This window comes from Pseudomonas sp. NPDC086112, from assembly GCF_044746425.1.
Classification (GTDB): Bacteria; Pseudomonadota; Gammaproteobacteria; order Pseudomonadales; family Pseudomonadaceae; genus Aquipseudomonas.
In genome coordinates, this window is the sequence record NZ_JBIVCD010000013.1 from 51,418 (window position 1) to 74,735 (window position 23,318).

Genomic DNA, 23,318 nt, shown 5'->3' on the forward strand with positions numbered 1-23,318 from the left:
TCATCCTGCGATCAGGGAAGGGATACCCTCTATGAACTCATTGCACCAACCTGCTGTCGGTACAGGCGCATGTCAGTGAACACGCTGCTTGCGCGCATTAATCGTCGGATTCTCATTGTCGATGACACCGCGTCGATCCATGAGGATTTTGCCAAGATTCTCAGCCCGCCATCGATCGAAGACGACAGCCTGATCAGCGCCGAAAACGCCCTGTTCGGTACCCCTGCGTCGGTATCGTTGCAAAGTTTCGTCATCGATTCCGCGTTTCAGGGCCGCGAAGCGCTGGACAAGGTCGAGAGCGCACTGGCGAATGACTCGCCCTACGCGATGGCCTTTATCGACATGCGCATGCCGCCGGGCTGGGACGGTCTGGAAACCATCGAACGCTTGTGGCAAGTCGATCCCAAGCTGCAGGTGGCGCTCTGCACCGCGTATTCCGACTATTCCTGGGAAGACATCGCCGAGCGTCTGGAACTGGGCGATCGCCTGCTTATCCTGAAAAAACCCTTCGATGCCATCGAGATCCGTCAGATGGCCAGCGCATTGACCGCCAAGTGGCAAATGACCGAAGACGCGGCGCTGAAGATGTCCTTGCTGGAGCACGCGGTCGAAGAGCGCACCCGGGAATTGTCCGACGCCAACATCATCGTGCAGAACAGCCCGACCATTTTGTATCGGCTGCGGGGCGAACCGTCGTTCCCGTTGATGTACATCTCCCACAACATCACCAAATACGGCCACATCGCGGCGGCCCTGGTGGCGTCGGCCAATTGGGCGCAGGAGCTGATCCATCCTGACGATCAGGCAAAAGTCGATACGGCGATGGCCAGGGTACTGGACCGCCATGCGTCAGGTGCTTCCATCGAGTTTCGGATGCGCACCGGTGACGGGGACTGGCGCTGGGTCGAAAACCGCTATATCCCGGTGCGCGATGATGAAGGCCGCTTGCTGGAAGTCGAAGGCATCATCATCGACATCACCGAACGCAAACTGGCCGAGGAAAAAATCGCCCTGCTGGCCCGCACCGACGGGCTGACCGGGCTGGCCAACCGCGCGACGCTGATCGAGCGGCTGCACCAGGCATTCGCCGCCGCCCGGCGCGGGGCCACACCGTTCGCCATGTTTTACCTGGACCTGGATCATTTCAAACGGATCAACGACACCCTGGGCCATCCGGTGGGCGACCTGCTGTTGCAAGAGGTCGCCGGGCGCATAAAAAACTGCGTGCGCGAAAACGATGTGGTCGCCCGACTGGGTGGCGACGAGTTCGCGATACTGCAACTGGACGTCGGCGATCCGACCCAATCAGCGGCCCTGGCCGCCAAGGTCCGCGATGCACTGGTGCTGCCCTACTCCCTGGCCGGCAATGATGTGCGGGTTTCGGTCAGCATCGGCATCAGCAGCTATGCGCCGATCAGCCTCAGTGCCGACAGCCTGTTGACCCAGGCCGACATGGCGCTGTATCGCTCCAAGGAAAAAGGCCGCAACCAATACCACTTCCATTCCGAGGAGATCAATCAGGAAGTGGTCGAGCGCATGACCATCGCCAACGACTTGAAAACGGCCATCGAACACGACGAACTCGAACTGCGTTACTGGCCGGAAGTGGACCTGAGCAGTGGCAAGATCCTCGGCATGGAAGCACAAGTCAGCTGGAACCACCCTCAGCGCGGGTTGCTGGAAGCCCAGGCGTTTTTACCCGCGGCGGAAAAGACCGGCACCATCATCGCCCTCGGTCACTGGGTGCTGGAGCGCGCCTGTCGGCAAATGCGTCAGTGGCGTGACGAAGGCATGGCGCCACCGGTGGTGGCGATAAAACTGTCCCTGGCTCAACTCAAGAGTGGTCCCGAGCTGATCTATGACGTATTGCGCACCACCGCGCGTTGGGAACTGTGCCCGTGGGACCTGCGCTTCGATGTCACCGAGGCGACCCTGGCCCAGACCAAGTGGACGCATAACGATGTACTGCCGCGCCTGCGTGAGCTGGGGGTGAAAATCGCCATCGACGACTTCGGCACCGAATACTCCTCGTTCGATTACCTCAAGACTTATCAGGTCAATCACCTGAAGCTCGCCCAGACCTTCATCGACATGGCCGCACGCGACCCGGCCAGCGCGACGACGTTGCGGGCCATCATCAACTTCGCCCGCGATGTAGGGATCGGCATTATCGCCGAGGGCGTAGAAACCCAGGAACAACGCAGTTCGCTGATGGCCACCGGCTCACCCATGAACGCCCAGGGTCACTACTTCAGCCAAGCGGTCAGCAGCCAACAGGCTGCCGAGTTGCTGAAGGCCGGGAGCATCCTGCGTGCCAGCCACGCAACCGCAGCGATGCCGGATGACCCGCCGCGTGCCACGGAGGACAAGGAATGAAAACTCCGTTCGTCCAGGCTAACCGGCGCATCCTGATCATCGACGACACACCTTCGATCCATCAGGACTTTCGCAAGATTCTCGGCCCCGATACCGACGATGAACAAACCCTCGCCGGCACTGAAGCCGCGCTGTTCGGCAGCCCGCAGTCGGCACGACTGGTATTTCAGCTCGACTCCGCCTACCAGGGCGAAGAAGCACTCGAACTGGTCAAGCGCGCCCAGGCACAAGGTCGCCCTTACGCCATGGCGTTCACCGACATGCGCATGCCCCCGGGCTGGGATGGCCTGGAAACCATCGAACGGCTCTGGAAGGCTGATCCTCACTTGCAAATCGCGCTGTGCACGGCCTTCTCCGATTACACCTGGGAAGCCATGGCCGAGCGACTGGAGTTCGGCGATCAGTTGCTGGTGCTGAAAAAACCTTTCGACAGCCTGGAAATCCGCCAGATGGCCAGCGCCTTGACCTGGAAGTGGCAGATGGCGCAGGACGCGGCCATGAAAGTGCAAACACTGGAGCAAACCATCGAGGCCCGGGTCCATGAGCTGCTCAAGGTGTCGCACTTGTTGCAGTACGACGTATTGACCGAATTGCCCAACAGCACCTTGCTGGGCGACCGGCTGAACCAGTCACTGGCCCTGTCGCGACGCCATGACAAACAACTGGCGGTGATGTTTCTGGGGCTCGATCGCTTCAAGCGCATCAACAATGCCTTGGGTCACCCGACCGGTGACGAGATGCTCAAACGTGTCGGGCACAATCTGGTGGCCTGCGTGCGCGCATCCGACTCGGTGTTCCGTTACGGCTCCGATGAGTTTGTGGTGATCCTGGCTGACATCCATCACCCCCAACAGACCAAGGGCATCGCCGAAAAGCTCTTGAACGCCATACGCGCGCCTCAACACATTGCCGGCCACGACCTGAGCGTGACGGCCAGCCTGGGCATCAGCATCTATCCCGAGGACGGTTTCGATGCCATCGCGCTGATCAAAAAAGCCGAAACCGCGATGCGCAACGTCAAGGAAAGCGGCCCGAACGATTTCAGCTTTTTCATCGATGAGATGAACCAGCGCGCCCGGGAACAGCAGAGCATCGAGTCGGGTATTCGCCTGGCGCTGGAACGCAACGAATTTGTCCTGCACTACCAGCCCAAACTTGACTTGGGCAGTGGCAAGGTGGTCGGCGCCGAGGCATTGATCCGCTGGCAAAAGCCGGGGCAAGGCTGGGTTTACCCGACAGATTTTATCGGTGTGGCCGAGGACAGCGGCTTGATCGTACCGTTGAGCAAATGGGTGCTCGCCCAGGCCTGTCAACAAGCCTGCGCCTGGCAGGCGAAAGGTCTGCCGAAACTCTGCATGTCGGTGAACGTGTCGGCCATCGACTTCCGTCAGCGGGACTTTGTCAAAGGGATCGAACAGATACTCAAGCAAACCGGTATGGACCCCACCTTGCTGGAGCTGGAAATTACCGAAGGCGTATTGATGCAGAACGTCGATGCCACGATGCTCGCGCTGAATCGGCTCAAGGCATTGGGCGTACGGCTGGCTATCGATGACTTCGGTACCGGCTATTCGAGCCTGAGTTACCTGCAACGGTTTCCCATCGATGTGTTGAAAATCGACCAGTCATTCATTCGTGGCCTGAGCCGTGACAGCAATGACGCGGCCCTGGTCAGCGCCATCATCAGCCTGGGCAAGAGCCTCAAACTGACCGTCATTGCCGAAGGGGTGGAAACCCTCGAACAATTGAATTTTCTCAAGGCCCTCCAATGCGAGGAAGGCCAGGGTTATTACTTCAGCAAAGCCGTGGAGCCGGAGGCCTTCGTGCAATACCTGACGTCTGTGCAGTCCGCTCCATCCAGCCCCAAATGAATGATGTGCAACGACACCCAGGCCCCCTGCGCCAAGGAATCATAAGATGTCGAGCCCCTTCTACTACCTGCTTCTAGCGCCTCTACTCGGATGTTGTCTGATAGCCAACGGCGCACCGCTGGACGAACCGCTCAAACCCTTGCCCACGGTGCCCGAGCAGAATCCCTTGCAAGTCGAACTCGGTCGTCGGTTGTTCAACGAACCACGCCTGTCGGTCAACAACACCCTGTCCTGCGCCAGTTGCCATCGTCTGGAAAACGGAGGCGCCGACGCCCTGGCGTTTTCCATCGGCTTCAACGGCGCCCCCTTGACGATCAACACCCCCAGCGTGTTCAACGCAAGTCTGAATTTCCGGCAGTTCTGGAACGGCCGCGCCGATACCCTGGAAACGCAAGCCCACGAAGTGGTGCAGAGCCCCAGTGAAATGGGCAGTCATTGGGAGCATGTCGTTCAGACACTGACCGCCGACCCGACTTACAAAAGCGCATTCGCCAAGGCCTACCCGGACGGCGTGACCATGAACAATGTGCAAAGAGCCCTGGCCACCTATGAGCGCACGCTGATCAGCGCCAACTCGCGTTTCGACCAATATCTGCTGGGCAATACCGAGATTCTGACGACCGAGGAGAAGTACGGTTACCAGCGCTTCAAGGACTACGGCTGCATTGCCTGCCATCAGGGGGTCAATATCGGCGGCAACATGTTCCAGAAATTCGGGGTCATGGGTGATTACTTTGAGGTCCGGGGCAACCCCACCGAAGCCGATCTGGGCCGCTATCTGGTCACCAAGGCCGAAGAAGACCGCAACGTGTTCAAGGTTCCGAGCCTGCGCAACGTCGCCGTGACCGCGCCCTACTTTCACGACGGTTCGGCCAAGACCCTCGAAGACGCGGTAGACGTGATGTTCAAGTTCCAGCTCGGTCGCGTGCCCTCTGACCAGGACAAGACCTTGATCATCAAATTCCTCAAGACCCTGACCGGTGAATGGGGAGGCAAATCCTTATGAAAACGTACCACCGTCGCAACCTCTTGTTGCTCAGTGGCGTGGCCGTGTTGCTGGCCTCGACACTGCTGTTTCTGTACCTCAAATCAAGCTCCGACCAGACCTCGACGTACGCCGAGTCCCGGGACCTGATTGGCCGGATCAAACAGTTCAACGCGCAGTGGGAAACCGAGATTCTCAAGGCCAGGATTGCCATCAGCCACAACTACGACCCGCTGGTTGCACCGCTGACCGAGATGACACTCCTGTGGCAGCAGTTCGAGACCATGGAGTCCAGTCATGGTCGCAATGACTCGCCGATCTGGCGTGCCAGCCATGAGGCTTACCACGCCGCCATTCAGGAAAAAACCCGGCTGGTGGAGCAGTTCAAATCGCACAACGCGGTGCTGCGTAACTCACTGGCGTTTTTGCCCACCGCCGAAGACGACATTCAGGAACCGCTGACCCAACTGCTCGACGAAGACAAACTGCAACTACAGAACATCGCCACCGACACCTACGACTTGCTGCTCAGCAGCCTGGAGTTCGCCCAGGTCACCTCCGACGACAAAGCGGCCGATATCCTGGTCGGGCTGAACAAACTGCGGGTGAACAAGGAACGATTACCGGAGCAGTTTCATAGCCCGATCGATGTCTTGAGCAATCACATTGCGCTGATCCTGCGGGAACAACCCGTGGTCAATCGGCTGCTGGAAAATATCGAAGCCGTTCCCGTGGCCGCACGGCTGGACGACATGACTGCGCTGCTGAACAAGGATCAGCAGCAAACCGATGCAGCCAATCGGCGCTACCACCTCTACATGCTGGTATTTTCGACGCTGCTGGTGATGGTGCTGGTGTACCTGGCAGTTCGGCTGATGCGCAGCTTCGGGGAGACCCATCGGGTCAACAAGGAACTGCAAACTGCCAACGACGTACTCGAACAACGGGTCGAGGAGCGCACCCGCGAACTCAAGGATACCCAGAGCGAACTGCTCGACACCGCTCGCCAGGCCGGCATGGCTGAAATCGCCACTAACGTGCTGCACAACGTCGGCAACGTGCTCAACAGCGTGAACATCTCGGCCGATCTGGTCACCCGCAAGCTGCGTAACAGCAAGACCCAGGGACTGGGCAAGGCGATGCAGCTGATCAACGCGCATCAAGACGACCTGGGCTCCTTCCTGACCCAGGACGAGAAAGGAAAACTGCTGCCCGGTTACCTGAACCAACTGGTGGATGCCATTGCCCTTGAGCAACAAGGCATGGCCGACGAACTCGGGCAACTGAGCAAAAGCGTCGATCACATCAAGGACATCGTCGCCACCCAGCAATCCTACGCGGGTGCCAACAGCCTGATGGAACCGTTGCACATCAACGAACTGCTGGAAGATGCCCTGCGGATGAACGCCGGCGCCCTGACCCGGCATCACGTCACGGTGGTCAAGGAGTACGGCGACGTACCGCAAGTGATGGGCGACAAACACCGGTTGTTGCTGATCCTGATCAACCTGATCAGCAACGCCAAATACGCCATGACTGACCTCAGCAATCGCCCGCGGCAAATGACCCTTGGGGTGAAAGTCGTCGAGGACACGATCCTGCAAATCAGCGTCAAGGATGACGGCGAAGGCATCGCGCCGGAGAACATGACGCGGATCTTTGCCCATGGCTTTACCACCCGCAAGGAAGGTCACGGCTTCGGCCTGCACAGCTGTGCCCTGGCCGCCATCGAGATGAACGGCCATCTCACCGCCCACAGCGACGGACCGGGCAAAGGTGCACTGTTCACTTTGCAGATCCCGTTGAAACCCGTCATGGAGGAAGCATGAGCGATCTTTCAAACCGACGCATTCTGCTGATCGACGACACACCGTCCATCCATGAAGATTTTCGCAAGATCCTCACCCCGACATCAGCGCAGCATGCAGAGCTGGACGAAATGGAGGCCGCGCTGTTCGGCAGCGAAGCGAAATCCACCAACCTGCTGTTCGAGCTGGATTCGGCCTATGGCGGTCAGGAGGGGCTAGGCAAACTCATCCAGGCATTACAGGAAAACCGCCCCTATGCGCTGGCCTTCGTCGACATGCGCATGCCCGAGGGTTGGGACGGCGCGCAGACCATCGAACACCTGTGGCAGAAAGATCCGTTACTGCAAGTGGTGGTGTGTACCGCCTATTCCGACTATTCCTGGGATGAACTGCTGGAACGCTTGCATGCCCATGATCGCCTGCTGATTCTGAAAAAACCGTTCGACAACATTGAAGTCCAGCAAATGGCCAACACCCTGCTCACCAAATGGGAGATGACCGAGCGGGCGTCTATTCAAATGAGCCATCTGGAGCATCTGGTGGATCAACGCACGGACCAGTTCAAGCAGGCCAGCGAGGCGTTGCAGCGGGAAATCGACGAGCGTAAACAGCTTGAATCCCAATTGGTGCAGTCGGAAAAACTCGCTTCGCTGGGGCAACTGGCGGCGGGCGTCGCCCACGAAATCAATAACCCCATCGGCTTCATTTCCTCCAACCTCGGCGCCCTCGATGGCTACTTCAAACAACTGCAGGACATGCTCGATGCCTATCGGGAGGCGGAAAACGCCATTGGCTCAAGCGAGGTCATCGAGCAACTCAGTCAGTTGCGTGAACGGGTGGAACTGGACTTTCTGCGTGAAGACATTCCCCTGCTGATCAAGGAATCCAAGGATGGCATCGGCCGGGTCGGGCGAATCGTCAAAGACCTGAAGGACTTCTCCCGCGTCGACTCCAATCAGGAATGGCAGTGGGCCAATCTGCAACAGGGCATCGAGTCGACCTTGAACATCGTCGCCAATGAACTCAAGTACAAGGCCGATGTGGTGAAGGAGTTTCAACAGCTGCCCGATATCGAATGCCTGCCGTCGCAAATCAATCAGGTGATCATGAACCTGATTGTCAACGCGTCTCAGGCAATGGGGCCGGAACGGGGCACCATCACGCTACGCACCGGGCTTGAAGGTGAAACGGTATCGATCGAGGTCGCGGACACGGGCATAGGTATCGAGCCGGACAACCTGCAGAAAATATTCGACCCGTTCTACACCACCAAACCGGTGGGCCAGGGGACAGGGCTCGGGTTGTCCCTGTCCTATGGCATCGTGAAAAAACACCAGGGCGATATTTCGGTTCGTAGCGAAGTCGGGGTGGGCAGCACCTTTCGGGTCGAGTTGCCGGTGCGGCAATCCTGGCCAGCATAAACACGTCGGCAGCTCCTACCTGGCTGTTCCAATACCCATGCACCAAGAAAGAACACCATGCTGAAAGTAATCGCTCAAGATTTCATCAAACCCGAATACATTGAAACCGTTCGCCCGTGGTACGCCGAACTGGTCGAGAAGACTCGACTGGAACCTGATTGCATTGCTTACGATCTGTTCATCGATCAAAAAGACCCGGGGCACTTTATCTTTGTCGAACAATGGCCGAATAAGGCGGCGCTGGATGCTCATTGCCAGTCTGAGCATTTTCGGCGTCTGGTGCCGCAGATCAATGGTTACCAGGCGAAGGATTGTATTGTTGTGCTGATGGATGCGTTCTGACGTCAACCTCAAGGGGGGGTTGCCGCTTCCCCCCGGATAAACAAACGGGCTTCGCTATCCCCTTCCTTTAGCACCTGCACCTGCTTCCAGTGCCTGGGAAACAAGGCGTCGTGTTCAGGACGAGCGTCGCCCGTGACCCACCAGATCCGCTTGGCATTCAGCTGCAAGGTTGAAAAATCGTCGAAGAGAATCGAATGCAGGTGACGGGGGATGAGTGCCCAACCACCGTATTCGGCGGCTCCCCAAAGGGTGCCTGTCGGTGGTTTGAAAGCGTATAGCCTCGGCTGAATACCGGTCGAGTTGTAGTACGTAAACGGCAAATACCAATACAGGTTATCCACAACGATCTCGTCACCCGGACGTACTTCGCGGCCAAGCCCTGCGACCACGGCGTCCAGTCTTGCGTCCTTGCGAACGCTCGTCCCGTTCATCTCATCGGTTTGCGCATAGACCGCCGAAAGCCCGTGTACCTCTGCCAATAAAACCAACGCCATGGCGACAGCGGCAAGAACGGCATGGCGTTGGCTGAAGGCGTCCAACGCGAGCGCAACAATAAGGGGCAACGCGGCGACAGCGAACACCAGGTATCTGGCATTGAAAACCGGCACGATCAGCGACACCAGAAACACGGTCAGTACCGGCACAAAGAAATAGCCCACCAGCAAGACGCTGAAAGGCCGCTCATGACGAGCCTTGAGCAGCACTGCAGCGGCGCAAACAACGATCAACACCGAGGGCATCACACGCCATAGGGATGAATAACTGGCCGAATCCCCCATCATCACCAATTGCCAAACGAAGGTCAGCGCTGTTTGCCAGGTGAGCGGCGGTATCCACTCGAGCCCGTCCATTCGCAGCAATTGATCGATGAAATGAGGAATCCACGGCAGGTACAGCACAACGATTGCGCTGTTGGCCACGACCCACGCACGAATCGGTATTGCCCTGGGCCGACCGCCCTCCCGCGCTCGCCACCAACAAAGCCAATGCACCAGCACGCACAGTGCGGCGAAGTAGTGCGTATAGAAAGCAGCCGACATCAGCAGCACGTAAAAAAACGGATAACGCTTTTGATCCGGTGCCTTGATCCAGTACACCAGCGCCACGGTCGCGCCCATCAGCCAAAAGCCGAGCAAGGTGTACATTCGCACTTCCTGGCTATAACGCACCGACATCGGCAGCAACGCCAACAACACGGCGGCTATCCAGGTCGCCTTTCGCGTCGTCACCTGACTCATCAATTTAATGCACAGCAACAGCGTGCCGACATCCGCCAGCGCACTCAGGGATCGCGCAGCCAACACGCCATTGCCGAACAGCAACATCCACAAATGCAGCAAGACATAGTAAAGCGGCGGATGAACATCCGGTGCCGTCGTAGCCCAGATATACGCAGGCGAGCCTTCGGCCAGCAAGATGCTGTAGGCCTCGTCGTACCAGATGACCGGCACGGTGATGGAGTGAAACCTTGCGAGCAACGCGAGGACGATTACCGCCACCAGACCTGCCCTGTCGGCCATCCGGGATGGAAAGCTTTCGGGAGGGATCGAAGAGGTAATCACCAGGCTCACCACTGAAGCGTGGTGATCGGGGTCGGCTCTTTCATGACGATGAACCCGTAATCGCCCAGCAGATAGATGCGATAGAACTTGCTCTCCACCAGTGGTGGGTAACCCTGGTAACCGGCCAGGGTCGCGTTGCGCCGCTCCCTCTCCGCGACCACATTGGTGATGCCCGCCTTCGGCAGGTTTTCGGCCAGCATGAAGAAGTTGATGTTCAGCAGATAATGTAAAACCGGCATCTGCTTGAACGACCCCGCGGCCCCCACCAGCCAGTGATCGGAATAACTCACCGCCAGATAAAGACGCTTGGCCTCGTGCAATTGCCGATGGGCCGCAATGTCATGCCCCAGGGAAAACAACGCGCTGGACGCAAAGGTGTTCTGCACTGTCAGTACGCGGCCATAGGCGTAAGACAACGAAAGCATGGCCAACAGAGGCACCGCCAATAGCAGCGGCAGCCGCTCATGGATGGGCGCCAGCGCCAGATGGCTCAAATAGAACACCAGCACCAGCAACACCGCGAAACCCATCAAGGTTCTGGCGCCTTCATTGAAGTCGCGGAAAAACAGCGCAGCACCCGACACCAGTAAAGTCACGACCGGTACCGTCAGCACGCACGCCAGGCCCATCATGATTTTTCTCAGCCCGGTGTCGTGGCGTTCCATCACGTTCCGGGCCAGCCGCACGCTGCCCGCCAGTGCACACAACAGCAGCGCGGCGAACACCCAAGTGAATCCACCGTGAAAAAGCAGCGCGACTTTTTCCAGCACCCGGCCGATGTTGATTTCAAGTTGCAGCAAGGGCGCCGCCGCCCAGTTCAGCAGCAAGGCGCGATCCTGGTTCATGTACGGATAAGCCGTGACGCTATAGATCAACCCGCCGAGCCCTGCCTGGGCGATTTTCCAGCCGATCAACTCGTACCACTGCCGCCATGCCCATTTGTCATTCGCGCCCCTGAGCAGTTCCAGGCAACACAGGCCCAGAAAAACATTCAGGCTCACCTGATAGAACCCCAGCGCCAGCGCAATCAGGAAGGCCGGCACCAGCCATTGCAGAATGCGCGAGGGATGACGAAAAGTGATCGCGTAGATCACTGCCACCAGACTCAAGGCATTGGCCGGCCCGTCGTATTGATAAGACAGGTTCTGCAGGAAGAACGGGTTGTACCAGAGCGGCAACAGCACCAGGCAGCAGGATATTGTCGGCCGTGGGTAGTAATGGAAGGTCAGGCTGGTCAACGCAAAAGCCATGGCCAGCGTGGCGATCAGCAGCGGCAATGGAAAGATGTTCGGTGCGCCATCGCTGAACGTCAGCAGGTTGTAGAACAGCTCGGTGAACAACCGCCCCTGCCCCGCCCAGGCCGTACCGGCCGACAGCGAACGCCAGTTGTCATCGATGTAGGGATAGTCCGCCAGGATCAGCGGAATGACATACACCAGCGTCGCGATCAAAAAAAACAGCCAGACCCGACGACGCCCGAGCTCTTTGCTGAAAAAGTCGCTCAGCCTGCCCATGCTAAAGCCCGGTCCGGTCTTTGCCGCCAATGACGTCTTTGACCACATAACGGGGTCGATGCTTGGCTTCGATATAGATGCGGCCGACATACTCGCCGAGGATGCCGATACCGATCAATTGGACGCCGCCAAGAAACAGAATGGCCGTCATCAGCGAGGGGTAACCGGGGACATTGTTGCCGAAGAAAATCTTGTCCAGCACCATGTACACCGCATACAGCACCGCGAAGATCGAAATGCCGCCGCCGATGTAAGTCCACAATCGCAACGGCACCGTGCTGAACGAGGTAATGCCTTCCAGCGCCAGGTTCCACAGCTTCCAGCCATTGAACTTGCTGCGTCCTGCCACTCGCCGGGCCCGCTCGTACTCCACCACCGCGGTGGTGAATCCGGCCCAGGACAGAACGCCCTTCATGAACAACTGATGCTCGGGAAGCGCGCGAATGACATTGACCACCTTGCGGTCCATGAGCCGGAAATCCCCGACGTTTTCTTCGATCCGGGTGTAGGAAATCCTGTTCAACAAATGATAGAAGAGCGATGCGCTGTGGCGTTTCAAATAACTGTCACTGTCACGATTTCGGCGTTTGGCGAGCACCACATCGGCGCCCTTTTGCCACTCGGCAATCAACTGCGGGATGACGCTGATCGGATCCTGCAGGTCCACGTCCATGGGGATCACTGCATCGCCGGTGGCGTATTCCAGGCCGGCAAACAACGCCGGTTCCTTGCCGAAATTGCGCGAGAAGTTGATCAGCAACACCTGTTCATCGACCTGTGCCAGCGCCTTGGCCTGCTCAGCCGTCCGGTCAGTACTGCCGTCGTTGATGAACACGATCTCGACCTCACACGGGTCAAGTTTCAATTCGCGACGCACCGCCTGATGGAACAGACTGATCGCCTGCTCTTCGTTGAATACCGGAACAATCAGCGAAACTTTCACGTTTCACACTCCTGAAAATCGAAGTGTAGATGTTCGGCAGACCGCCATCAGGGGGCGTTCTGGTGCGCGAACTGCCCGGCAGACCGACGGACACGCCATCCCGATCGTTCGCTATAGCCCCCTGAGACATTCGGTAATATCCAGCCTTTTGCAATTGGCGGCGAATCACGCCACCCTGCGCGCCGCTCGCTCCTACTCAACCCGTTCAAGAGCCCGCCATCATGACGTTTGAACGCGATCACCGAATCGACTTTTTTCGCGGCCTGGCCTTGATCTTCATCTTCTGGGATCACGTGCCACAGAACCCGCTCGCGCAGTTCACGGTGCGTAATTTCGGGTTCAGCGATGCGGCAGAGATTTTCGTGTTCCTGGCCGGGTACGCGGCCGTGCTGGCCTACGGCAAAATCGCCCGGCGCGACGGTTTCATGGTCGCCACGGTAAAAATCCTGCGACGCGCCTGGGTGCTGTATGTGGTGCATATCTTTTTGCTGGCACTGCTGATGGGTATCGTGTTTTTCGCCAACAGCCATGTTGAAACCCGTGATCTGGTGCAGGAAATGGGCTTGCAGTATTTCCTCAGCAATCCGCAGCAGGCGTTGATGGATGAGTTGTTGCTGCGCTTCAAGCCGAACCTGATGGACCCGCTGCCGCTGTATATTTTGTTGCTGCTCGGCCTGCCGTTGGTGCTGCCGATGCTGCTGCGCAAGCCAGAATACGTGGTGGGGTTGTCGGTGCTGGTGTATCTGCTGGCGCCATGGCTTCAATGGAACCTGGCGGGCACCGACGGTGGCGTGTGGTTTTTCAATCCGATGGCCTGGCAACTGTTGTTCATTCTCGGTGGCGCGACGGCGATTCACGGGCAAAGGCCTCGGGCGCCGCAACCTCGACCGCTGATTCGGCAGCCGGTTTTTATCGCAGCGCTGACCTATTTGCTGCTGACCGGGCTGATCGCGGTGTCGTGGAAGTGGCCGACCGTGCATGAGGTCTTCATGCCCCAGACACTCGGCGAATGGCTCTATCCGATCAGCAAGACCAACCTCTCGCCGGCACGCCTGCTGCATTTCCTCGCCCTCGCCTACGTCACCGCCAGGTTGTTGCCCGACAACGGCTGGACGCAACATTGGCTGGCGCAACAAAGCTGCCGCATGGGTCGTTATTCGTTGGAAGTGTTTTGTTTTGGCGTGTTGCTGGCGCCATTGGCGGACATGCTCAACGCCTTGGGCGCGAATGCACTGGCGATGCAGGTATTCAGCGCAATGTTGGGGGTCGGGCTGATGGTGCTGCTGGGGGCCTGGCTGGATTTCAACAAGCGGTTGAATCGGTCTATGGTGGTGTCGGTAGCTTAAGATCAAAAGCCCCGATCATTCAGACCGGGGCTTTTGCATTTCTGGCGTTACAACTTACGAAGCCGAACGCACCGCACCTTGCGACACATTGGTCGGTTGCAGCTTGAACACGTAGAACAACACCGTCAGCAGCACCAGGAAAGCAGGCCCGACATACAGCGCCACGCGAGTGTCCGGGAAGTACGCCATCAGGCCGACCACCAGCACCAAAAAGGCCAGCGCCAGGTAAGAACTGACCGGGTACAGCCACATGCGGTATTTCAGGCCGGCACGTTCGCTGGCGCTCAGGCCTTGGCGGAACTTGAGCTGGGCCAGCAGGATCATCACCCAGGTCCAGATCGCGCCGAATGTGGCAATCGCGGTGACCCAGACGAAGACTTTCTCTGGCACCAGATAGTTAAGCAACACGCCCAGCAGCAAGGCACCGATCGACAGCAGCAGCGCGCGACGCGGCACGCCGTTGTTCGAGGTCTTGGCGAAACCGGCCGGGGCCTGGCCGTTCTGCGCCAGGCTGTAGAGCATGCGCCCGGTGCTGAAGATGCCGCCGTTGCAGGACGACAGTGCAGCGGTGATCACCACGAAGTTGATGATGCCGGCGGCGGTCTTGATGCCCAGACGCTCGAAGGTCATCACAAACGGGCTGCCCTGGGTGCCGATTTCGTTCCACGGGTAGATCGACAGGATCACGAACAAGGCGCCGACGTAGAACAGCAGAATCCGCCAGAACACCGAGCCGATCGCATTGGGGATGGTCTTCTGCGGGTTCTTGGCTTCACCGGCGGTCAGGCCGATCATCTCGACGCCGAGGTAGGCGAACATCACCATTTGCAGGGACATCAACACGCCTTGCACGCCGTTGGGCATGAAGCCGCCGTGGGCCCAGAGATTGGAAATCCCTAGCGCCACACCGTCGTTGCCGAAACCGAATGCGATCACGCCGATGCCGCCGACCACCATCGCAATGATGGTGACGATCTTGATCAGGGCGAACCAGAACTCGAACTCACCGAAGGCTTTCACCGCGATCAGGTTGATCGAGCCCATGCTGATCAACGCCGCCAATGCCCAGATCCAGCGCGGCACGTCGGGAAACCAGACGCCCATGTACACCGCCACCGCAGTGATTTCCGCGACGCAAGTCACCAGCCACAGGAACCAGTAGTTCCAGCCGGTCAGAAAACCTGCCAACGGGCCGAGATAGTCTTGGGCATAACGGCTGAACGAGCCGGCGACCGGGTTGTGCACCGCCATCTCGCCGAGGGCGCGCATGATCACCAGGATCGCCAGACCGCCAATGATGTAGGAGAGCATGATGGCCGGGCCGGCCATTTCGATGGCCTTGGCCGAACCCAGGAACAGGCCGACACCGATACAGGCACCGAGCGCCATCAAGCGAATATGCCGTTCGCCTAGTTCGCGTTTAAGCGGGCCGCCCTGAGCGGTCTCGCCGTGAGGCAGGTGATTGCCGACTGGCATAGGTACAACCTCGTCTTGTTATTGGATGTGACCACCGAGTGTCGAAGCACCGACCGATAAACCAGTGCCTGTTGAAACCGAGCCTGCTTCATGGGCAGACACGTCTTGCAGGACCAAAACCTGCAAGATCAGCGGGCATGCAGTATAAAAAGCTTCCAGTAGGGTTTTTCACTCTATAAACCACAACATTCAGCCATAACTCTCGGCAAAAGCGGGGTTTACGGAGGGGCATTACCTGACTTATGCAGGATTATTCGCCACTGAAACGGTGCCGAGTATTGCACAGCAATGGTGCATCGTCATGCCCCTACCTAGACAGAGTTTAGCTCTTTGATGCGTCTAGCTCGGCCATTACAGACGACATCACCGTCCCTGTGGCGAGGGAGCTTGCTCCCGCTCGGCTGCGAAGCAGTCGCAAAACCGGCGAATGGTATTTATCAGACAAACCGTGAGGGTAAGGATTGGGGCCGCTTCGCAGCCCAGCGGGAGCAAGCTCCCTCGCCACAAGCCACAAGCCACAAGCCACAAGCCACAAGGAATGGTGCGTACCCGATATTTGGTTATTCACAATTTTTTCACCAACGCCAACCACCGTCTAAGCTTCAAGCAAGTCCGATCAATCTGCGTGAATGGATCAGTCGACTATGGGCGCTTTGTGGCAAACCGATTCGAGTAAAACCGTGGTTCCGACTGAACGAGTGGATGAAGCGCCTTTACCTGAGAAACCCCGTCGCTCCCGGCACGGCTGGGGGGCTTTCTGGTTGCTGTTGCTGATTATCCTGATTGTCCTGGGCCTCGCCGCGGCCAAGGAAATGCGCACCTCCAAGTTTCAGGCCCGGGAAATCAGCAAATACGCAGCCTCGCTGAAGTACGAGCTGCAACCCGGACCCAGCGATGCGATTCGCTACCCTGGCGCAGGCCCGTTCGATCAGCGTTTGGGTTACAGCACCATGGATGAATTTCTACCGCGACTGCTCAAACGCGATTACGTCATAGCGGCACAAACCCGCTTCTCCCCAGCACTGATGAATTACACCGACAAGGGTTTTTTTGTGCCCTATGCCGAAAAAATCCAGGCTGGGCTGTCAATCACCGATTGCCGCGCGGCCCCGCTGTACCAGTTCAAGTACCCCCAGCAACTCTATTCAAGCTTTGCCGCGATCCCGCCGGTCGTGGTCAGCAGCTTGCTGTTTATTGAAAACCGTTTTTTGCTCGATCCCCGTCAGCCTCTGGCCAACCCCGCCGTGGACTGGCCGCGGTTCGGCAAGGCGGCGTGGTCCCAGGTAGCCAAGCTGTTGAGCCTGCCCGGGCAGTCGGCGGGCGGCAGTACGCTGGCCACGCAACTTGAGAAATATCGCCATTCGCCCGATGGATTGACGATGTCGGGCGCGGAAAAAATCCGCCAGATGATTTCCGCCAGCGTGCGCGCTTATCAGGCGGGGCCGGAAACCCTCCAGGCGCGACAAAACGTGATTCGCGACTACCTCAACAGTGTTCCGCTGTCGGCGGTACCGGGCCACGGTGAAGTGCATGGCATGGCCGAAGGCCTGCGAGTCTGGTACGGCGCCGACTTCAACAAGGCCAATGAACAGCTGGCCAGCACCGACACCGATCCGAAAAGTCTGTCGGAAAAAGGCTTGGCCCTGCGCGAAATGCTGTCACTGATGATTGCTCAGCGCCGCCCTTCCCATTACTTGACCAAGGGCCGTGATGAATTGGCCAGCCTCACCGACAGCCATATTCGTCTGCTGTCTCAAAACGGCGTGATCGATGCGCCACTCGCCACGGCGGCATTGGCCAGTAAAGTGACTTACCGCGACTGGGCCACCCAGCCCACCATTCAGCCCATCGAAACCAATAAAGGCATCAGTGTGGCGCGCAGCCGCCTGGCCGGTTTGCTCAATCGTCCGCTGTATGACCTCGACCGCCTCGACCTGTCCGCCACCAGTACCTTGCAAGGCGAGCTGCAAACCCAGGCCACCGCCTACCTCAAGCATCTGGCCGATCCAGCTTATGCAGCGGAAATCGGCCTGATCGGCGAACGCCTGCTCACCCCCACCAACACCGCGCAGGTGCGCTATAGCTTCACCCTGTTCGAATTGACCCCGGACGGTTCGCGCGTGCGGGTGCAAACCGACAGCACCGACCAGCCATTCGATATCAATGAAGGCAGCAAGCTGGAATTGGGCTCCACCGCAAAAATGCGCGTGCTCACCACCTACCTGCAGATCATGGCCGAACTGCACGATCGCTACGCCAGCATGAGCGTCGCCGAACTGAAGAAAACCGAAGTCGCCGACCCGGATCGCCTGACCCGCTGGGCCGTCGATTACATGATTCAGAACACCGACCGCAGCCTGCCGAAAATGCTCGGCGCCGCGCTGGATCGCAAATATTCCGCCAGCCCTGGCGAGGCCTTTTTCACTGGCGGCGGACTGCACACATTCGTCAACTTCCGCAAGGAAGACAACGGCCGCCTGCCGACCCTGCGCGATGCTCTGCGCGAATCGATCAACCTGCCGTTCATTCGGCTGATGCGTGACCTGGTGCGCTACAGCACCTACGCGGGCCCTAACAGCAGCGCCGAATTGCTCAAGGACGATCGCGACCCGCGACGTCAGGAATACCTGGCCTCATTCGCCGACAGAGAAGGCACCTCATTCCTGCTGAAGTTCTGGAAGAAATACCGCAACAAGGACACCCAGGCGCGGCTCGAGACCTTTCTCGACGGCATGCGCCCGACGCCGATTCGCATGGCCGCCGTGCATCGTTATCTATTCCCCCAGGCCGACCAGGAAAGCTTCAACACCTTCGTACGCTCGCACCTCAAAGGCGCCAAGCTTCAAGAAAAACTGACCGATGAACGCCTCGAACGCCTCTACCTGAGTTACGGCCCTGGCAGCTACGACCTGCCGGATCAAGGTTTCATCGCCAAGGTTCACCCGCTGGATCTGTGGCTGATCGGCTACTTGCTGAATAACCCCGACGCCAAGTTCAGCCAGATCGTCAAAGCCAGCCAGTTCGAACGCCAGGAGGTTTACAGCTGGCTGTTCAAAAGCCGTCACAAGGGCGCCCGTGACAGCCGCATCCGCACCATGCTGGAGATTGAAGCGTTCCTCGACATTCACCAGCGCTGGCAGAAAGTCGGCTATCCGTTCGATCACCTGGTGCCATCGCTGGCCACCGCTATCGGCAGCTCGGGCGATCGCCCCGCTGCGTTGGCCGAGTTGATCGGCACCATTCTCAACGATGGTGTGCGGATGCCGACATTGCGGATCGACAGCCTGCACTTCGCGGCAGATACGCCCTATGAAACCCGCCTGATCAACAATCCGGTGGTCGGCAAACGAGTGATGCCTTCGGAAGTGGCCGCCGCGATGCGCGAAGCCCTCTCACAAGTGGTGGACGCCGGCACCGCCAAACGCCTGGCCGGCAGCTTCAAACTGGCCGATGGCAGCCCGTTGGCCATGGGCGGCAAGACCGGCACCGGCGACAACCGCATTGAAGCCATCGGTTCCGGCGGGCGGATTCTCAGTTCCAAATCGATCAACCGCACGGCAACTTTCGTGTTCTTTGTCGGCGACAAGCATTTCGGCACCCTCACCGCCTATGTCCCCGGTCGCTCGGCGGAGAATTTCAAATTCACCTCGGCGTTGCCCGCGCAAGTGCTCAAGGGCATGGCGCCGATCCTGTCGCCTTATCTGCAACCGGGCACCCACACGTTGTGCTATGCCGGGACGGGATTACCGGTCGTCACTCAAGCCGCGGCTGCACTGGGCACATCTGCACGTTAAAGGGTGGTATTCCTGTATTTTTCGCTCTTTGTTTATAGTTGGATTGAGGCGTCTTTCGGGGCAATCCAACCCTGTATTTGAGCTTTTTTCGACCGCAGCACCTGCCTAACCTGAAGAGCCTGATTACAGCTTTAGACGGTTAGCACATGACGAATTTATCAAGGATTGATCAAAGACGCCGCAACACCAAAAAAAACCAGGACGGCATTAATGACACCTGGATCGCGCAGGCGCTGCCCGCCTGGATCACCGACATTTCCCCTGTCAACGCTCGCGCATTAAAGGCTGCCCAGCGCGACTTCGCTCCGTTCAAAACCCATGCCCGCTCAGCTCACCATCAGCTCAAAGAGGCGATATCCGAGCACTGGTCTACCCAGAACGCCGTGGACGCCCTGCTTGATAACCTGACCGATGTTTATGCGTTTGCCGAACCCCTGTTGAAAAATGCGCTCAGCGAGCACTACGGCGACATTGATGTCATGAACACCTACCTGCGGCTTTATGCCGCCGTCGGCCGCCCATGGTGGGTGCACGATTTCAAGGGTGGCACGAAGGTCCGGACGGTCTCGTTGCTGAACGCGGCCCTGCACAATTTCTCGGATGACGAAACATTTTCGGACTTTGCTTTTCTTGACGCGCCGGACCCGCGCGGACAGATGAAAACGCTGCACATCAACCACAGGATCACGGGAGCTCCGCTAACCGCCCAAGCGTTCAAGGCCATCTGCCGAGATCTGGACATCGGCGCCCGCTACCAGCAGGCCCTGCGTCAGGCCCTTGGATTCGGCAGCTCCCGGGTCGCCAACAACGTGCGCACGGCGGTCATTGCCAGCCAAAAAGCCGCGTTGAAAGCAGCGGCACATTTGGCACTGCTGAACAAACACATTGATGCGCACGCCCATCGACTCATCCTCGATCTGGTCCATGGCCGACAGGATTTGAAGCTGGACGGCAAGCCCGTGAGCTACTACAACCTGGCCATGATGGAAACGGTGCTGGCGGGCATTCTGTTGATCACAACCGACCCGGGACCGGGTGGCTCTCCCGGTCGTCTGATCGCCTATGTGCCACACGACAACCAACACCCACTCAAGGAATACCCCTCGCCCGCCGAGTTCATGGCCGAACTGACTCGCCAGTTGCGGGAAGAAAAACCCGCCGACGGACAGTCATCGGGTGGGTTCGTTTATCAACAGTTCTTCAGCCAGTTCGTGCCCCACAAAGAGCGAGGGCATTTCTTCGCCAGTCTCAATCAACGCCTGAGCACGGTGAAATGGCATCAACGTGATCGGCAGGCCGGCGGCCCCGTCTGGAGGGATACGCCGGTGGACAATCCCAACCTGAGTTTCAGCGTCCAGGCGATCACCGATGACTATCAAAACCGCTCGCCCGACCCGGCCCACGACGACCTTTGGCAATACCTGTTCCGGATCAGGCTCAACAAGATCGTCAACGATGCCCGCGACCTCGCGATCTCCACCCAGGATGCCGACCGCATGGCGCGTTGGGCCTGGTGGGATAACCTGGAGAAAATGCTCTCGGACATCTTCAATGTTGCCCTGTTCGTGGTCACGCCGTTCGTGCCGGTGCTCGGCGAGCTGATGCTGGCGTACACCGCTTACCAACTGACGGACGAGATGTTCGAAGGCGTTGTGGACTGGGCTGAAGGACAGACCACCGAAGCGGCCGGGCATGTATTGGGCATTGTCGAAAACCTGGTTCAGTTCGGTATCTTCGCCGGCGCCGCCGAGCTGGGCAAATCCCTCTCCTCACCGTTCATCGACGCGATGAAACCGGTGCAATTGCCTGACGGCAGCCAACGCCTGTGGCATCCCGATCTCACTCCCTATCAACAGCACGACCTGTCATTGCCCGCCGACTCGACACCGGATGCCTGGGGGCTGCACCGGCATCAAGGCAAATCCATTCTGCCCCACGAGGGCAAACTCCTTGAGATCGAGCGAGAACCCTCCGGCCGGATGCGGGTGATTCATCCCCGGCGGCCGGACGCTTATCGGCCACAGGTGACACACAATGGCCTGGGTGCCTTCGTGCATGAAGGCGAACAACCCAGAGCCTGGAGTGAACACCAACTGATGCGCCGGCTCGGGCATTCGGTCGAGCGCTTTAGCGACGGCGAACTGGAGCAAATCCGCACCATCAGCGGCACCGACCACGATGCGTTGCGACGGATGTACGTCGAATCTGAAGCGCCACCGCCGCTGCTGGCCGATGCGCTGAAACGCTTCGAGGCGTATGAAGATGTCGCCCGGCTGGAAGAACAGATTCGCAGTGGTCTGCCGCTGACGCCTGATCCGGCTTCGGCCTGGTTCGAACAAACTGTGACCGAGCTGCCCGGCTGGCCTGAAGAAAAGGCTCTGCGCGTGCTTCATCAAACCAGTGCTTCGGCGCAAGACCGCCTCTATGGCAATCCCGAGGCCTTGTCATCGGACATCCTCAGCATCAGCCTGGCGGACGTCATGGCCGGACAGTTGCCCGAACGCGTGGTGGCGTTTCTGGATGAGCCCGAACTCGCCGTCATGCTCGGCCCCGACGTGCCACCGGTGCATCGGGCACAAGCCTTGCGCGATCAACTGGCCGACTTTGTCGAAGGCGACATGGACAGGTTGGCCAAACGGACGTATCGCGCCCGGGAAAAAACCCGCGATCCGCAAGTGCGGCTGCTTAGAGACGCGTTTCCCGAACTGCCCTCAAGCATCAGCCAAACACTGCTGGCCAACGCCACGGGCGCGGAACGTTTCAAGATGCTCAGCGAAAAACGCCTTCCGTTGCGTATAAAAAATCAGGCCCGCGAACTGAATTTCGAAGTGCGCGCGGTCCGGGCAACCGAGAGCCTTTATGGGCATTCGGGGTTAACAGCGGACACCGAGCGTCTGGTCCTGAATACGCTGAGACTGCACAGCGACGTATTCACCGACCTGCGTGTCGACATCCGCGACGGCTTCCCGCACGGTCGCTTGCGCTGCAGCGTTGGCGCGCAATCTGCCACCCGGGTCAGGACGCTCGTCAGCAGCGGCGTGCGCAACAAATACGAAGTGTTCGACGAGGACAATCGCCTTTACGGAGCCAGCAGCCTCTATGAGTCGTTGCTGCGCGCAATGCCGCAGGATCAGCGCAACGCCTTGGGTTTCCAGCTCGGCCAGGGCAAGGCGCTCAAACACTGGTTCAAGCAAATCCTCGTCACCCCTGAAGTCCGCAGAACCGCGCTCGCCGAAATACCGATTCGCTCGCAGCGTGACCGGATCACCACACTGCTGTTACAGGGTGGGGGGCTGAGCAAGGACGGTTCCGCCTCACTGGATCGGCGGGTTCGCGACCTTTACCCGACCTTCAGCGCTGAGGAGGCCACGAGATTTGTCGAGGCCTTGACCGCGCAAGGTGACCCCCTGACCACCCTTTCGGCGCTTGAGGATGAACTCGACGACCTGCGCGTCACCCTCAATCAGTGGCGCTATCAGCAACCCGACATCTGGGGGCCTGACCCCCAGGGTTTCCGCGACGGCGGCGGGCGCCACATCGCCGAACGGCTGATCGAGTGTTTCGAACGTCGAAGCCTGGTGTTCGACGAACGCAGCCTGCATCCCCACGGCGGTTATCGTCTCGATTTATCGGTGGAACTGAGCAGTGTCAATCTTGAGACCTGGTGGAAACAGAAGCCCGATCTCAAGCGGTTTCTCGACAAGGTCTCGGTATTGAATCTGGACAACACGCGTTTCTCCAGCGAACCGGGCGGTCTGTTGAAGGACTTTGCGCACCTGGACGAATTAAGCGCCAGAGGCTGTCAACTGACTGAAATACCCCAGGGCATCACCGCTATGCACGTTTTGTCGACCCTGCGCCTGAACAACAACCACATCCG

The 23,318-nt window shown here is 58.7% G+C and carries 13 protein-coding genes and 1 pseudogene; 9 read left to right on the forward strand and 5 right to left on the reverse strand.

Features of this window, described 5'->3' with window-relative positions:
* The first annotated feature begins 69 nt into the window (after nt 1-69).
* From ACIPLA_RS12120 to ACIPLA_RS12145, 6 genes are read left to right on the forward strand one after another with little or no spacing between them, the layout of a single operon-like run.
* Nucleotides 70-2,376, forward strand: coding sequence for an EAL domain-containing protein (locus tag ACIPLA_RS12120; protein ID WP_218398999.1), 2,307 nt, complete (start codon nt 70-72; stop codon nt 2,374-2,376).
* Nucleotides 2,373-4,247 (forward strand): bifunctional diguanylate cyclase/phosphodiesterase, encoded by a 1,875-nt coding sequence (locus ACIPLA_RS12125; protein ID WP_218398998.1) that lies wholly within the window; start codon nt 2,373-2,375, stop codon nt 4,245-4,247. The genes ACIPLA_RS12120 and ACIPLA_RS12125 overlap by 4 nt, the downstream gene beginning before the upstream one ends.
* A gap of 46 nt (nt 4,248-4,293) precedes the next feature.
* Nucleotides 4,294-5,253, forward strand: coding sequence for a cytochrome-c peroxidase (locus ACIPLA_RS12130; protein WP_218398997.1), 960 nt, complete (start codon nt 4,294-4,296; stop codon nt 5,251-5,253).
* Nucleotides 5,250-7,061, forward strand: a complete 1,812-nt coding sequence (locus tag ACIPLA_RS12135) for a DAHL domain-containing protein (RefSeq protein WP_218398996.1) — start codon at nt 5,250-5,252, stop codon at nt 7,059-7,061. The genes ACIPLA_RS12130 and ACIPLA_RS12135 overlap by 4 nt, the downstream gene beginning before the upstream one ends.
* Nucleotides 7,058-8,461: an ATP-binding protein gene (locus ACIPLA_RS12140; protein ID WP_401173260.1), complete on the forward strand. Its 1,404-nt coding sequence runs from the start codon at nt 7,058-7,060 to the stop codon at nt 8,459-8,461. The genes ACIPLA_RS12135 and ACIPLA_RS12140 overlap by 4 nt, the downstream gene beginning before the upstream one ends.
* Before the next feature lie 57 nt (nt 8,462-8,518).
* Nucleotides 8,519-8,803: a putative quinol monooxygenase gene (locus ACIPLA_RS12145; protein ID WP_007905780.1), complete on the forward strand. Its 285-nt coding sequence runs from the start codon at nt 8,519-8,521 to the stop codon at nt 8,801-8,803.
* Nucleotides 8,804-8,811: 8 nt separating this feature from the next.
* On the opposite strand, the gene ACIPLA_RS12150 is transcribed toward ACIPLA_RS12145, so the two are convergent.
* Genes ACIPLA_RS12150 through ACIPLA_RS12160 form a run of 3 tightly spaced genes read right to left on the reverse strand, consistent with a single transcriptional unit; the run spans nt 8,812 to nt 12,822 of the window.
* Entirely contained in the window at nt 8,812-10,323 is a 1,512-nt protein-coding gene (locus ACIPLA_RS12150; RefSeq protein ID WP_401173261.1) for a glycosyltransferase family 39 protein, read from the reverse strand.
* Between the two features lie 47 nt (nt 10,324-10,370).
* The gene (locus ACIPLA_RS12155; RefSeq protein ID WP_401173262.1) at nt 10,371-11,879 is read right to left on the reverse strand and encodes a glucosyltransferase domain-containing protein; all 1,509 of its coding nucleotides are present in this window, start codon (nt 11,877-11,879) and stop codon (nt 10,371-10,373) included.
* Between the two features lies 1 nt (nt 11,880).
* Entirely contained in the window at nt 11,881-12,822 is a 942-nt protein-coding gene (locus tag ACIPLA_RS12160) for a glycosyltransferase family 2 protein (protein ID WP_123500628.1), read from the reverse strand.
* Between the two features lie 221 nt (nt 12,823-13,043).
* On the opposite strand from ACIPLA_RS12160, the gene ACIPLA_RS12165 reads away from it, so the two are divergent.
* The gene (locus tag ACIPLA_RS12165) at nt 13,044-14,168 is read left to right on the forward strand and encodes an OpgC family protein (protein ID WP_192345579.1); all 1,125 of its coding nucleotides are present in this window, start codon (nt 13,044-13,046) and stop codon (nt 14,166-14,168) included.
* Nucleotides 14,169-14,222: 54 nt separating this feature from the next.
* On the opposite strand, the gene ACIPLA_RS12170 is transcribed toward ACIPLA_RS12165, so the two are convergent.
* Nucleotides 14,223-15,644, reverse strand: a complete 1,422-nt coding sequence (locus ACIPLA_RS12170; protein WP_008072301.1) for an amino acid permease — start codon at nt 15,642-15,644, stop codon at nt 14,223-14,225.
* 644 nt (nt 15,645-16,288) lie between these two features.
* Between ACIPLA_RS12170 and ACIPLA_RS12175 the strand changes: the two genes are divergently transcribed.
* Nucleotides 16,289-19,438: a transglycosylase domain-containing protein gene (locus tag ACIPLA_RS12175; protein ID WP_218398991.1), complete on the forward strand. Its 3,150-nt coding sequence runs from the start codon at nt 16,289-16,291 to the stop codon at nt 19,436-19,438.
* Nucleotides 19,439-19,584: 146 nt separating this feature from the next.
* A pseudogene (locus ACIPLA_RS12180) lies at nt 19,585-20,577 on the forward strand (dermonecrotic toxin domain-containing protein); the annotation flags it as partial.
* 2,175 nt (nt 20,578-22,752) lie between these two features.
* Here ACIPLA_RS12180 and ACIPLA_RS12185 read toward each other — a convergent pair.
* Nucleotides 22,753-23,040 (reverse strand): hypothetical protein, encoded by a 288-nt coding sequence (locus ACIPLA_RS12185; protein WP_368731966.1) that lies wholly within the window; start codon nt 23,038-23,040, stop codon nt 22,753-22,755.
* Nucleotides 23,041-23,318 lie beyond the last annotated feature (278 nt).

What these genes read in the sequence shown, in the direction of transcription:
- ACIPLA_RS12120 (WP_218398999.1), top strand. Translation starts at nt 70, where the DNA reads ATGTCAGTGAACACGCTGCTTGCGCGCATTAATCGTCGGATTCTCATT.
- ACIPLA_RS12125 (WP_218398998.1), top strand. Translation starts at nt 2,373, where the DNA reads ATGAAAACTCCGTTCGTCCAGGCTAACCGGCGCATCCTGATCATCGAC.
- ACIPLA_RS12130 (WP_218398997.1), top strand. Translation starts at nt 4,294, where the DNA reads ATGTCGAGCCCCTTCTACTACCTGCTTCTAGCGCCTCTACTCGGATGT.
- ACIPLA_RS12135 (WP_218398996.1), top strand. Translation starts at nt 5,250, where the DNA reads ATGAAAACGTACCACCGTCGCAACCTCTTGTTGCTCAGTGGCGTGGCC.
- ACIPLA_RS12140 (WP_401173260.1), top strand. Translation starts at nt 7,058, where the DNA reads ATGAGCGATCTTTCAAACCGACGCATTCTGCTGATCGACGACACACCG.
- ACIPLA_RS12145 (WP_007905780.1), top strand. Translation starts at nt 8,519, where the DNA reads ATGCTGAAAGTAATCGCTCAAGATTTCATCAAACCCGAATACATTGAA.
- ACIPLA_RS12150 (WP_401173261.1), bottom strand. Translation starts at nt 10,323, where the DNA reads ATGGCCGACAGGGCAGGTCTGGTGGCGGTAATCGTCCTCGCGTTGCTC.
- ACIPLA_RS12155 (WP_401173262.1), bottom strand. Translation starts at nt 11,879, where the DNA reads ATGGGCAGGCTGAGCGACTTTTTCAGCAAAGAGCTCGGGCGTCGTCGG.
- ACIPLA_RS12165 (WP_192345579.1), top strand. Translation starts at nt 13,044, where the DNA reads ATGACGTTTGAACGCGATCACCGAATCGACTTTTTTCGCGGCCTGGCC.
- ACIPLA_RS12170 (WP_008072301.1), bottom strand. Translation starts at nt 15,644, where the DNA reads ATGCCAGTCGGCAATCACCTGCCTCACGGCGAGACCGCTCAGGGCGGC.
- ACIPLA_RS12175 (WP_218398991.1), top strand. Translation starts at nt 16,289, where the DNA reads ATGGGCGCTTTGTGGCAAACCGATTCGAGTAAAACCGTGGTTCCGACT.
- ACIPLA_RS12185 (WP_368731966.1), bottom strand. Translation starts at nt 23,040, where the DNA reads ATGCAGGCTGCGTTCGTCGAACACCAGGCTTCGACGTTCGAAACACTC.